This is a genomic window from uncultured Gimesia sp. (assembly GCF_963972345.1).
Classification (GTDB): Bacteria; Planctomycetota; Planctomycetia; order Planctomycetales; family Planctomycetaceae; genus Gimesia.
Window position 1 is genome coordinate 19435 of sequence record NZ_CAXAVM010000081.1, and the last position, 11505, is coordinate 30939.

Genomic DNA, 11505 nt, shown 5'->3' on the forward strand with positions numbered 1-11505 from the left:
GAATTGATAACTAAAGATCTCGTCAGCATACACGCTCATCATCTTGAGGAAAAAGGCGTTCCATGATCCACCATTACACAGAGCAGCAGGGATTTATCAGAGTGATGATGATACCTGCGTTATTGACGTTTGTTTGTACTTTAGCAGGCTGTGGCTCTTCAGAACCTGAGAAGGTCATTGGTACAGTGACGATCAGTGTGACTCATGATGGCAAGCCGGTGACAGAAGGTACTGTCAATATGATCGAGATTGGCTCGTCGAAATCGGCTACGGGTACACTGAATGAAACCGGCAACCTGACACTCGAAAACGTGGAAATCGGAAAATATACCGTTTCGATCCTTCCACCTCCTTTGCCGCCGGCTGATCCTGATAAGCCGCCTGTCCCGATCAAAAACTATCCCAACATTCCAGACAAATATCGATCTGAGACGACGAGTCCCTTATCTGCGGAAGTGAAAGAGGGAGTAAACGAATTTCAGTTTGAACTGAAATAGACTCCTCATGTTGATGAGAAAGCAGGGGATCGCATGGGCGCCCACGGTTGATTTGTGTAGCAGCGAATGATCCTGAAGCTTCTCTGAAAGCTGGCTGTCTCTGGAGACCCGCGTTTACAGCCATGCCACAACAAGCCTGCCGTGCAATTCTGCGAGAGATCCCAGTCCATGTGGGGGCGTCTCCTGCGTCAATCTAAAACCGTCGTGTGATCATGATCGACGGCACAATTCTCACACTTTGCCCCGAAGCATTTCGATTTGCCTGACTGTGCGGTCGAATCACTTCAAGAAACGCGAATAAAACTCTCCCGCCAATTTATCACCGTTGGGTGTGACCTCACTGATAATCAGTTCCGGACCGTTGCTGTTGATCATCGCGACAGCGAATTATCAGCAGGCACGGGAGATCTCTTGTCAGGTTCACTCTGCCGTTGATTCGTTCAAAAATACCGGGCGCCACAAGCGATCAGATTGCATGATAAGCGATCAAAATGTTTGATGAGCGGCCAGTTTTTAGCGAACTCGTCCAGGAAGAAAACCAAGCCCGTGGGTTCGATGCGCTGAGAGTGAGACTGCGAGCAGAAAAGCGGGCGTGGAAATAATTATGTGCGAAAGGGATACGGTGGCTGTCCTTTACCGACTGTGACAGTCCGACGCACTGCAAGACAGGGTCGCTTTCTCGAAACTCAGGTCTGCTGAAGTGGTAAGTCAGTTTCGTACCTGCGCTACGGGGACAAATCATCCCGGCAACCGTTTTTTTCATCCGATGCAACGGAAAGAGAACAGGAATGACTTTGCGCGTCGTGGCATGCATTGATTGCCAGTTGGCATGACCTTTGCGGTGGCTGTAAAGAGCGACTGAGCATTATGTTCCCATGGCTGATGTTTTATCAGAGGAAATACAGCCATTTATCTATGAATCCTCTCTGACCTGATCGAGGAGAGCAACAAGAACCAGACACGAGGAGAACAGCAATGAACAAACTCATGTTAACACTGACATTTGTAGCAACCGCGCTGTTCGCGGGCCCCGCTTTCGCGCAGAACGAATCACCCTATCTGAAGGCCGATGATACCTGGATCAATATTGATGGAACCGTTGATAAGGTGAGTGCCGACAGTTTTCTTCTGAACTACGGTACGGGAACCATCACCGTGGAAATGGACGATGGAGATCGCGATGCGGACGGTTATAAACTCAACAAGAATGACAAGGTTCGCGTCAGCGGCCGAATTGACGACGACTTCTTCGAGAAGACAAAGATCGAAGCCAGCGCCGTCTACGTTGAGAATCTTGGGACCTACTTCTTCGCAAGCTCTCTGGATGAAGAAGATGCATACCCCTTTGTTTACACGACTCCCGTGGTTACTGCGTCAACAACACTGCAAGGTACGGTAAGTGAAATTGACGATCATGAGGAGTTTGTTCTCAACACTGGTCTTCGGCGCGTTCGAGTCGAATTGGATGAGATGCCCTACAACCCGCTTGACGATGAAGGGTATCAGAAAATTCGAGTGGGAGATCGCGTACGGGTTTCCGGCAAGATTGATGTCGATCTGTTCGAGATCGAAGGAGAGCGTGAGTTCGTCGCTGATTCCATCGTCACATTGTCCAGGTAAACTGTTTCCGTATTAACACGGAGTTTCAACTCATACGAGTTTCAACAATCACAAGGAGAAATCATGGAGAATCATCAACGCATGCTGAGCAGGATTGTCGCTGCTCTGACCGCCGCCGTTTTACTGGCACCCGCGTCCGCCGTGGCTGGCAAACTGCAGCCATCACAACTTCCGCAGGATACCGCGTGGTTGCTGCATCTGGATTTTGAAGCATTAAGTGCATCAAAACTGGCCGAAAAAGTGCGAGAAGCCAAACCGCAACTGACTGAGGGCGTTCATCACTGGTTCAGCCAGGAATACGGCATTGACCCGCCAGAAGATCTGCGATCCATCACCATGTACAGTCGCGACTTCAAGCGGTACACGGGAACCGTGATCTTGCAAGCGGACTATGAACGTTCCAAAGCGATGGAGAAAATGGAACAGGCTTCCCAGTTGAAGAAGACAACCTGGAATGATCTCACGCTCTACACCGTGACAATCGCCCACCATCATGGAGACGCAGCCCATGCTAAGCATGCGGACCGGTCGTCCGATAAACGTCGTGATCAGGCAGGGAAAAAGAAGTCTCGTCATCATGATAAATCAGGCGGTAAGCAGATGACAGTTGCTTTTGTGGATGACAATACCATCGTGCTCGGTTCGTCCGTGCCGAACACCCAGGCGGCTGTGAAGCTGCTGAAAAAGGACGGTCGTTCGCTCAGCACGGATTCGCCTCTCCTGACGGATCGGGTGGCCAATGCGTGGATTTATGGAGCTGCCATTGATCTGAAACGCTTAAAACAAAATCCGTTGCCGATGCCCGTACTGCAACAGCATGAACGCATCATCTGGTCGTTTGGAGAACGAGATGGCCAACTGTTTGAACATGCGAAACTGGTGGCAGCATCGGAAGAGGTCGCCCAGGAAACTCTGCAGGTTGTGGAAGGGATCGCCGCCTACGAAACACTGTGGGCCCAGGGAAGTCCGCACATGAAATCGCTGATGAAGAACACACGAATTCAGCGCAACGGCAATGTCGTTGAAGTCAGTTGGGACGGCGACACGGAAACCGTTCTGAAGGCGTTGAAGGATCTCGGCCGTCGCATGAAGACATGGAAGCATGTCTGGGCATCCGACGATGACCGATCGGCGTGATCATCTTTCTGAAGCCGCATGATGATTGACAACTGCCATGCCTGCACTCAGGTTGAACCAGCTTCGAAGCCTGTCAGTTTCAGGAGCACAGTTCAAAGCGAACAGAACCAGCATCAGGATTCGATGAGATTAAAACTTCATCGCTTGTGCTGGTTCTGGCGGCTGAAAAGTAAAGTTGTCGCTATCAGGATTCGTCCTGGCAAACTGCTTCGATTACGGCATTCAAGAGATCCATGCGAATTTTCGCGTCTGAGAAAAATCCAGTCCTTTCGTCAATGATCCAGATCCACTGCGATTCATTGCCGAAAGGACTTTGCAATGCGAGGACAGCGATGGGGCTTGAAGTCTCTGCGGAAGATCGTGAACAGCCCACGCTCCACCAGATCAAGGTGGAAAAAGCGATCCGCTCAGCTTCACTGACAGTACATTCACCGACAGCATTTCGTTTTAAACGACAGATGCAGCGTTTTCTGTCAGAATATTTTCCGTAACAGTTTCATAAGTTCACGTCTTTCACTTCAGCTGATAATTCAGACGGCTGTATACATTGGGTGGTCTGCAGCATTGAGTTATGATGATTCTCTGCATTAAGATCAGATCAGATTATGGGAACGAGGCGTGTCCCATTTTTTCAACCGTGCCTTTCTTCAGCGGCAATCTTCCAGGACAATCTAACCGCATCCGCACTCAAGTCTGAAAGTGATCGAAATGGCGCACAAGGCAGGGACAGAGCAAATATTATATCTACCCCAGGAGCCGGTTCAGAGACTGCTCAAACCACTGATCCGGTTTCTGCATGTCGAAGCTGCCAGTGGCATCTTCCTGGCGCTCTGCGCACTGCTCGCATTGTTGATGGCGAATTCCCCCTGGTCGAGTGACTATCTGGCGATCTGGAAGTTACCGATGGGAATCTCGATCGGCGATTTCCAGCTGGTACATTCGCTCAAACACTGGATCAACGATGGACTGATGGCGATCTTCTTTTTTGTGATCGGGCTGGAGGTCAAACGGGAAATCGTAGTGGGAGAATTGCGTGAGCTTCGACGGGCAGCCTTGCCCATCTCCGCAGCCCTGGGCGGCATGCTGGTTCCTGCCGGACTCTATTTCGCGCTGCAGGTCGGTCAACCGGGGCAGAACGGATGGGGCGTGCCGATGGCTACGGATATCGCGTTCGTTGTCGGGTGTATGGCGATTTTAGGTAGCCGGGTACCGGCAGCCTTGCGGGTCCTGTTACTCTCACTGGCGATCGTAGATGATATCGGAGCGATTCTGGTGATCGCCATCGGATATACTGACGCCATTCATCTGTCCTGGCTTTTTACGGGACTGTCAGGCATCGGAGTTGTGTTTTTCATGCAGAGAATCGGCGTGCGCAGCATGCTGCTCTACACACTGCTGGGGTTCCTGATCTGGGTGGGCTTCCATCAATCGGGAATTCACGCCACGATTGCCGGGGTGGTGATCGGACTCATGACGCCTGCTCGACCCTACTTGAAGAATAACGTTGCCGTGGAGCTGTTTGCAGGGGCCAGTCGTCTGCTGCACGGGGATTCCTGGGAAAACGAACTTCACCGGCCTGAGAAGGTGATAACGTATCAACGGGTTTCCCGCGAAACAATTTCCCCCGTGGAATACCTGATCTATCTGCTGCACCCGTGGGTGGCATTTCTGATCATGCCGGTGTTTGCCCTGGCGAATGCAGGCGTTGCGTTCCAGATGGCTGACGTGGCCACGTCGACAGCCATGGCGGTCATCATCGGACTGATGTTAGGAAAGCCGCTGGGAATTCTGTTATTCAGCTGGTTATCGGTGAAGTCCGGAATTGCCCAGCTGCCGGCGAGTGTCAACTGGAAACAGCTGACGGCTGGTGGTTTCCTGGCTGGGATTGGTTTCACAATGGCATTATTCATCGCGGGACTGGCGTTCAAAGACGAATCCCTTTTGCGTACGGTGAAAGTCGGAGTTCTACTGGGATCATTCTTGAGTGCAGTCGTTGGTATGACGATTCTCGGCGCATCTGCCAGTGAAACCACAACGGAAAATAACGAGATAGAAAATTTGGACGCCAACAATTAGAGTGTATCCTGTTTTACGAATGCGTCATTCTGTCGCGGACGTTCGACCGACGATTATAGTCAGACCGTTTTGCAATTCCTGTTTACGATCAAACCAGTTTACGATCATAGAATAACACCTGCTTTTCAAGAATTACGAAACCGTGTGACTGGTGTCATGCATCGGGCACGACCGTATTTTATACCAGTAACTGAATCGTTCTGAGAGCTCGGAATTGCTCTATACAACGTGCAGAACTTGTAACTCTTTCTCAATCGACAGTATTAACGACGACACAGGCGTTGAAACGAGAGAGACATACTGAGTATGATCGATCCGACTGACTGCCGATGCGGTCGACATCAGTCTATTTGCAACAATCAGGTCGATTTAGGGACGTTGATTCGTCCGAGCATTTTTTATGGATCGAGCGCATTTCAGGAAGTATCAAGAGTTACGGCATGGAGACACGCAGCCCATTAGCAGCCAGCATTTTACACGTACGCGTTCGACTCAAGCATTTTTTCCTGACCGTTTTCTACCTGAAACCGTTTCTGTATCGTGACATCTCTGCCCGCTATGAAAGAACCGATGTTGCGATACACGAAGGTCTTCGGATTGGGGCTTTAAATTACCTGCTGATCAAAATGCTGTGGACTGTGGCAGCTTTTTTTCAACAGCATTGGGTGCTGTTTCCGTTCTACTACTTCACAGGTTTGTATCACTTAACGCATCTTCTCTTCTGGCCTCTGGAACGGCGGGCACTTCGCGCGTATCACGGCCGCCCCAAGCCTGCACCTCTGCCGGTCCCTTAATTACAGTCCGTGGATGATCCCGACCAGTTCGTGAAAAATTACATTCAGCATCCCTTTCCCGTAGTGTTGCGTTCTTTCCTGAATGACGAGAATGAGCTGGGAAAATGGAGTTTTGAATCGGTCCTGGCCAAATACGGTGAGGAACAGGTGCTGCTGACGACAAAAGAGAAGGACGGATTCGAGGGAAAACTGTCCCAGGTCCGCGACCCCAATGTCTACTGTCACAACAGTGAGTTTCTGTTTCAAAGGTATCCGCATCTCCAGGAGGGACTGGGCTTTGACCGCCTTGCTGCCCTGTCAGGAGGTCTGTTGCCTGCCTACAGTCAGCTTTTTATCGGCAGAAAAGGAACGGGGACACCGTATCACTGTGCCGCGGTCTGGAACTGGTTCTTCATGCTGGATGGACGTAAGCGCTGGTATTTTGTGGACCCGACTCACAGTCTGCTGCTGTATCCGGTGATGAGTATGGGGCAACTCGCCAGCATGTCTCACTGTTCTTATCCGGATCGTTATAACAGGGACGCGTATCCGCTTTTCGAACACTGTCCGGTTTACAGTGTCGTTCTGGAAAAAGGTGACGTGCTGCTTAACCCGCCCTGGTGGTGGCACGCGATTGATAACCTGTCCGAGGAATCCGTCTCTGTGGCGACGCGCTGGCATCAGGGGGGCGTGGTCGGAAAAGACGCTATGTGGACGGAAGGCTCTTACGATATCAATCGCTTCCTCTCCGTCGGCCTGCAGACGGGATTCACATCACCTTTCTTCATGCAGCAACTGTTACGAACTCCCTCGCCCAAACTGGACGAGCACACGACACTCAGAGAAAAACGCAACCGTTTCGTAGACATGCATTACCGGGTAGGTGGCGGAAAAACACTGGGTATTTACCACAAGCTGTAGAGCAGCCTGCAAAATTCTACTGCGTCTACTCAAACACCTTTCCTGACAGTTCAGCTTGAAGTTCGGAAAATAATTTTGCGCATGACTCTCTCTCTCCACATCACAGGCTGAAGAATATCAAGCATACGCTGAAGGCCACCCCCGATGCAGAAGGTAGCCGGATCAGATACTTCTTTGCTGTTTTGCTTTGATGTTTATTTTGCGGACTGCTGACACTGTCAACTGGTGTTGACAGTGTCGTGAGCCGTAGACACTTCAGGCGTTGACACTTTCTGCTTCGCGGAGTCGCCTGGTATCGACTGACCGTCACGGAAAGACGCTCTGATTCAAGGCGTGATCTGGATGTGCAGTAAATCCGGATCCAGCAGAAGTGCCAGTAGAAACAGGATTAACGGCATGATCCCTGAAAGAATGAGTAGCAGGGTCAGCCCCATGATCCGGGATGATTCCGCACGATGCGATTCCCACTCATCCAGGCCGGATTGAAGTACTGTCTCAGTACGCTTTTTTACCGGTTCGAGTGGTGAAGGGGTCTGGTGCAGGAAGGGAACCTGCTGGGGCCGCCTGACTTCGTAAAATAAACCTGTGTCGTGATTGAATTTCGTCAGCATGTTCAGCACTCCTCAATCAGAGGTAACTGTTGCCTGAAAACACCTGTGGTCAATCAATGGTAGTAAGCAAATGCTGGACCAGTTTGAATAAATGCGATTTATATGCAGTTTTTACCTTCGAAACAGGAAACAGCTCAGATCACGTTATACTCAAATTGAGAACAGCCTGTCATCAATTTGATTGAGCAGGTTTGTCTATGCTGAAGCGAAAATGCTGTGTCTTTTCATAGTCAGACATATCCCCGGTTGATGTTTTTGTTGACAAAAAAGACCTGCAGGTCTATATTCGGTAAAAGGTGTACCGCTTATACATGTTTATGGAATCGGGATCCAATAATGCAACTGACCATGCAGACTGATTATGCTTTGCGGACTCTGATGTATCTGGCATCACGGAACGAGCGGGCCACTGTTTCCGAAGTGGCAGCGCTATTTAAAATTTCCTCGCATCATGTGGCGAAGGTGGTCAATCAGCTGTCGCGCCTGGGTTACATTCGCAGCGTGCGTGGCCTGGGGGGCGGAATTGAACTGGCGCTGCCCCTGGAAGAAATTCGCTTAGGAGAAGTGATCGAACGCTTCGAAGGCAACCTGCATCTGCTGGAATGCGTGGGGACGGAGAATGTCTGTGTGATTCAGCCGTTCTGTAAGCTGAAAGGGGTTCTGGCGGAAGCCGAGCGAATTCAGCGGGACTATCTCAACAGTGTGACCCTGGCTGATGTTGCTCCCTCGCGTCGACAATTGAAAAGTATTTCTTAGCAGAGTCACAACCGACTCAGCGATGTCTCGATTCCACTGTTTTAATCAGAAAAGAAAATTCATGTTCAAAACAGGATTAGTTACCAGCCTCGCCGTGACGTTTCTGTTTATTTTCACTTATGCCTCCTCTGGCTCAGATCAGCCTCAAGAGAGCAAGTCGGGCAAATCGACTTCTGCCGCATCGGAACAGCAGCCTGCCGAAGCCGCCGTCAAGCGGACACGTGAAACCGTGAAAATGCTGGATGATATTTATAAACAGGCGATCGTACTCATCACGGACAAATACGTGAATAGTGAAGAGGATTTCCCGGCAGGCAGTGCGGCTGTCGAACTGTTTAAGCGTGTCGGCAAGACCGGCTATCACCAGGTGCGACTTCTGGATGCAACGGGTGAACCTTACGAACCTGAAAATGTTGCGAAAACCGCTTTTGAAAAGCAGGGGATTCAACAGCTCAAATCCGGCAAGCCTTACTATGAGCAGGTGGTCGTCAAGGACGGGCAGCCTTATCTGCAGGCGATGACTCCGGTCCCGGTAGTGATGAAAAAATGTGTCATGTGTCATCCTCATTATCAAGACGTCAAAGCCGGCCAGCCAATCGGAGCCATCAGTTATGAGTTACCCATCAAGTGAGGGCCTGGCTGGAAGCATGCAGCAGGAACAGCTTGCCCTGGAGTGGCATGCCCTGATCCAGGCTGTCGGAGACGCCGTTATCTGTGTGGATCGGGCCGGGATACTGATCTTCTGGAATCCCGGTGCAGAGCGTCTGTTCGGTTTTTCGGCTGAGGAGGCTGTGGGAGAGTCGCTGGACCTGATCATCCCAGCCGAATCCCGAACAGCACACTGGGATGCGTTTTATCAGGCCATGCGTTTGAATCAGACCCGCCTGGGAACTGATGTGATACGCGTTCCCATGCTGCGAAAGGATCAAAGCCGATTCAAAGGTGCCTTGACCGTCGGAATAGTGAGAGGGGAAGGGGACAGGATTGAGCGGATCGGGGCTATCATCCGGGAGGAACCTGCCATCCAGAAAGTTCAGTCATGAGCGTGCATGAAAAGGCCAGGCTGATGATTCACATGAGGCAGCGAAATGGGGAACAGAAAAAGCAAACCAAGTCGAGTTCTGCCCTGGAGATCACTTAAATGAATCGCACAGCAGAGGGGCTCATTTTCCGAGTTCGATCGGTACATGCAGATGATTTCATCTCAGACGATAACGAATGTGTTGTCTGGGGCGATCGGGGAGTACCTCCTGACAGGCTGAGAAAAGAGATCTGGTGGTTGCCGGAACTCAGTCCGGATACAGAGTTAATGAACTGGTTCTCCCGGCATCCAGACAGGTGGTATGAATTCCGTCGGCGGTATCGCGATCAGCTTTCAGCAGAGAAAGAGACATGCGAGCAATTAAGAACGTCTGCCTGCCAAAGGTTGTTGACTCTAATCTATCAGCAGGGGACGTCTGCCCGGAATATGGCAACCGTGATCGAAGAGCATCTGATTCAACTGGAGTGCCAGCAGCGCTGGAACGCGGGGCTGATGATTGGCGGCCACACCACTCCCGTCAAAAGCCAGATCGTGGCACTGGGGGGACTCTGGTTTACAAAACACAAAACGTGGGTAATGCCTGACGAACAAAGCTGGAGAACGATCATTAACCTGCTTCCCGGCGACTTTTAAATCGATACCACTTCAGAATGATTCCTTAATTTTAGAATGTGAATTCAGATGATGAAGAAACTTTTAATGTTATCTGTCTGCTTCGGACTCTTATGGATCTGTTATACGCAGAATGAGTTCTCTCTGACCTTCCTGCAGGCTGAGGAACAGGCAGAACAGGGGGCGCAATTTGATCAGAGTTCACTGCCCGCGACGGCTGAGGAAGCCCGGATACGGGCCAGGCTCCTGCATGAGACGATACATGGTTCACTGCAGGTGATGCACCGGGATCTGTTTCGCGAAGACGAAAGTATCGTGATCCCCTCGCACTCCCTGGAAGATGTTTTTAAAGAACTGGAACGGGGACACGGGATTAAGATTCGCTGGCTGGCAGTGAATGCCAAGGCAATGAATATCGATAATGAAGCGAAAACCGACTTCGAGAAACAGGCTGTGAAGGTTCTGTCCGAAGGAACTCCGGAATATGAACAAATGCAGGACAACAGATTTCAGTATGCTGGCTCAATTCGACTGGCTTCGCAATGTCTGAAATGTCATCTTCCCCAACGGACGAGTAATGAAGACCGTACGGCCGGCCTGGTGATTTCCATGTCACTGAAAAATATGTCAAAGCAGCCCTGAATATCACACTGCAGTAAGTCAGCCTAGACCAGGGTGGCCGCAATGAGTGTGATTAACTTTATCAGATAAGAGGCTGATCTCGGTGGATGTAGCAGCGAATCCCTGTCCGGATCAGGCAATCTCAATGAGGAAGGCAGAAGTATGAGAACGATGATGAGACACCTGTTTGTGGTTTCGATAAGTCTGTTTTCCGTGGCACTGGTTTCGTTTGCCAGTCCACCTGAGCCTGAAGAGGATCCCAAAAAGCAGAAGGCAGAAAACCATTCCCCGAAATTAAAAGAGGGAAAGCCGCCCGCAGCGGTGCTGTCTCTCGCCCAGGCACGTGAGCGTGCCAGGCTGACGCACAGTTTGTACTCAGCCACGCTGGACGCCATGCACCAGAGCTACTTCATCAATGAGCGCGCCGCCGTTCCTGCCCGGGTGATGGAGCGCATGTTTTCTGATGTGGAGCGTCAGGAAAATATCAAAGCCCGCTGGATTGCCGTGAATGCCAGGGCCATGAGTGTCGATCATGAGCCCACTACCGATTTCGAAAAACAGGCCGCCCGGGAAATCGCATCAGGAAAAACGGAATACGAACGCGTCGACAACGGCATTTACCAGCGGGCAGGCGCCATTTCATTAATGAACCATGGGTGCTTAACCTGTCATGTCGGTTTCGGAAAAAAGAATACAAAAGAGCGATTTGCAGGATTGATCATCTCGATTCCGGTAAAAGAACCAGATCAGTAAGCAGTCGGCGCCGGTTGTGCTGCAGCTTTGCAGGTCGTTCTCTGCCGCTTTTCAACACCGTGCGTCAACTGATAAAACGCAGGGAG

The 11505-nt window shown here is 50.8% G+C and carries 13 protein-coding genes; 12 read left to right on the top strand and 1 reads right to left on the bottom strand.

The genetic code is table 11. The features are described 5' to 3' along the window. The first annotated feature begins 62 nt into the window (after nucleotides 1-62). The 6 genes from AACZ40_RS14925 (at nucleotide 63) to AACZ40_RS14950 (ending at nucleotide 7024) form a co-directional block, all read left to right on the top strand. On the top strand, nucleotides 63-497 hold the full coding sequence (locus AACZ40_RS14925) for a hypothetical protein (RefSeq protein ID WP_291174559.1): 435 nt from the start codon (nucleotides 63-65) through the stop codon (nucleotides 495-497). A 975-nt stretch (nucleotides 498-1472) separates the two neighbouring features. Then, nucleotides 1473-2117 (top strand): NirD/YgiW/YdeI family stress tolerance protein, encoded by a 645-nt coding sequence (locus tag AACZ40_RS14930; RefSeq protein ID WP_291174557.1) that lies wholly within the window; start codon nucleotides 1473-1475, stop codon nucleotides 2115-2117. Nucleotides 2118-2180: 63 nt separating this feature from the next. Then, the gene (locus AACZ40_RS14935) at nucleotides 2181-3254 is read left to right on the top strand and encodes a hypothetical protein (RefSeq protein WP_291174555.1); all 1074 of its coding nucleotides are present in this window, start codon (nucleotides 2181-2183) and stop codon (nucleotides 3252-3254) included. 708 nt (nucleotides 3255-3962) lie between these two features. Then, nucleotides 3963-5330: a Na+/H+ antiporter NhaA gene (gene nhaA / locus AACZ40_RS14940; protein WP_291174553.1), complete on the top strand. Its 1368-nt coding sequence runs from the start codon at nucleotides 3963-3965 to the stop codon at nucleotides 5328-5330. Between the two features lie 440 nt (nucleotides 5331-5770). After that, nucleotides 5771-6124 carry a hypothetical protein gene (locus AACZ40_RS14945; RefSeq protein ID WP_339674847.1) on the top strand — a complete coding sequence of 118 codons (354 nt, stop codon included), beginning with the start codon at nucleotides 5771-5773 and terminating at the stop codon, nucleotides 6122-6124. A gap of 9 nt (nucleotides 6125-6133) precedes the next feature. Continuing rightward, nucleotides 6134-7024, top strand: a complete 891-nt coding sequence (locus AACZ40_RS14950) for a cupin-like domain-containing protein (RefSeq protein WP_339674849.1) — start codon at nucleotides 6134-6136, stop codon at nucleotides 7022-7024. Between the two features lie 326 nt (nucleotides 7025-7350). Here AACZ40_RS14950 and AACZ40_RS14955 read toward each other — a convergent pair whose 3' ends face one another. Further along, nucleotides 7351-7635, bottom strand: coding sequence for a hypothetical protein (locus AACZ40_RS14955; RefSeq protein WP_291174549.1), 285 nt, complete (start codon nucleotides 7633-7635; stop codon nucleotides 7351-7353). Between the two features lie 336 nt (nucleotides 7636-7971). Here AACZ40_RS14955 and AACZ40_RS14960 point away from each other — a divergent pair, with 336 nt between their 5' ends. The 6 genes from AACZ40_RS14960 to AACZ40_RS14985 all read left to right on the top strand — a co-directional run bounded on the left by AACZ40_RS14960 (nucleotide 7972) and on the right by AACZ40_RS14985 (nucleotide 11419). Beyond that, nucleotides 7972-8391 (top strand): Rrf2 family transcriptional regulator, encoded by a 420-nt coding sequence (locus AACZ40_RS14960; RefSeq protein ID WP_291174547.1) that lies wholly within the window; start codon nucleotides 7972-7974, stop codon nucleotides 8389-8391. Between the two features lie 61 nt (nucleotides 8392-8452). Next, entirely contained in the window at nucleotides 8453-9022 is a 570-nt protein-coding gene (locus AACZ40_RS14965; protein ID WP_291174545.1) for a DUF3365 domain-containing protein, read from the top strand. Further along, nucleotides 9003-9434 (top strand): PAS domain-containing protein, encoded by a 432-nt coding sequence (locus AACZ40_RS14970; protein ID WP_291174543.1) that lies wholly within the window; start codon nucleotides 9003-9005, stop codon nucleotides 9432-9434. Before AACZ40_RS14965 ends, AACZ40_RS14970 begins: the two co-directional genes overlap by 20 nt. Nucleotides 9435-9532: 98 nt before the next feature. After that, nucleotides 9533-10066 carry a DUF488 family protein gene (locus AACZ40_RS14975; RefSeq protein ID WP_291174540.1) on the top strand — a complete coding sequence of 178 codons (534 nt, stop codon included), beginning with the start codon at nucleotides 9533-9535 and terminating at the stop codon, nucleotides 10064-10066. A gap of 66 nt (nucleotides 10067-10132) precedes the next feature. Continuing rightward, complete coding sequence (locus tag AACZ40_RS14980) at nucleotides 10133-10687, top strand: DUF3365 domain-containing protein (protein WP_291174539.1); 555 nt, start codon at nucleotides 10133-10135, stop codon at nucleotides 10685-10687. Between the two features lie 141 nt (nucleotides 10688-10828). Next, nucleotides 10829-11419 carry a DUF3365 domain-containing protein gene (locus AACZ40_RS14985; protein WP_291174537.1) on the top strand — a complete coding sequence of 197 codons (591 nt, stop codon included), beginning with the start codon at nucleotides 10829-10831 and terminating at the stop codon, nucleotides 11417-11419. Nucleotides 11420-11505: the final 86 nt, after the last annotated feature.

What these genes read in the sequence shown, in the direction of transcription:
- AACZ40_RS14985 (WP_291174537.1), top strand. Translation starts at nt 10,829, where the DNA reads ATGAGAACGATGATGAGACACCTGTTTGTGGTTTCGATAAGTCTGTTT.
- AACZ40_RS14930 (WP_291174557.1), top strand. Translation starts at nt 1,473, where the DNA reads ATGAACAAACTCATGTTAACACTGACATTTGTAGCAACCGCGCTGTTC.
- AACZ40_RS14955 (WP_291174549.1), bottom strand. Translation starts at nt 7,635, where the DNA reads ATGCTGACGAAATTCAATCACGACACAGGTTTATTTTACGAAGTCAGG.
- nhaA (WP_291174553.1), top strand. Translation starts at nt 3,963, where the DNA reads ATGGCGCACAAGGCAGGGACAGAGCAAATATTATATCTACCCCAGGAG.
- AACZ40_RS14945 (WP_339674847.1), top strand. Translation starts at nt 5,771, where the DNA reads ATGGAGACACGCAGCCCATTAGCAGCCAGCATTTTACACGTACGCGTT.
- AACZ40_RS14975 (WP_291174540.1), top strand. Translation starts at nt 9,533, where the DNA reads ATGAATCGCACAGCAGAGGGGCTCATTTTCCGAGTTCGATCGGTACAT.
- AACZ40_RS14970 (WP_291174543.1), top strand. Translation starts at nt 9,003, where the DNA reads ATGAGTTACCCATCAAGTGAGGGCCTGGCTGGAAGCATGCAGCAGGAA.
- AACZ40_RS14980 (WP_291174539.1), top strand. Translation starts at nt 10,133, where the DNA reads ATGTTATCTGTCTGCTTCGGACTCTTATGGATCTGTTATACGCAGAAT.
- AACZ40_RS14960 (WP_291174547.1), top strand. Translation starts at nt 7,972, where the DNA reads ATGCAACTGACCATGCAGACTGATTATGCTTTGCGGACTCTGATGTAT.
- AACZ40_RS14925 (WP_291174559.1), top strand. Translation starts at nt 63, where the DNA reads ATGATCCACCATTACACAGAGCAGCAGGGATTTATCAGAGTGATGATG.
- AACZ40_RS14965 (WP_291174545.1), top strand. Translation starts at nt 8,453, where the DNA reads ATGTTCAAAACAGGATTAGTTACCAGCCTCGCCGTGACGTTTCTGTTT.
- AACZ40_RS14935 (WP_291174555.1), top strand. Translation starts at nt 2,181, where the DNA reads ATGGAGAATCATCAACGCATGCTGAGCAGGATTGTCGCTGCTCTGACC.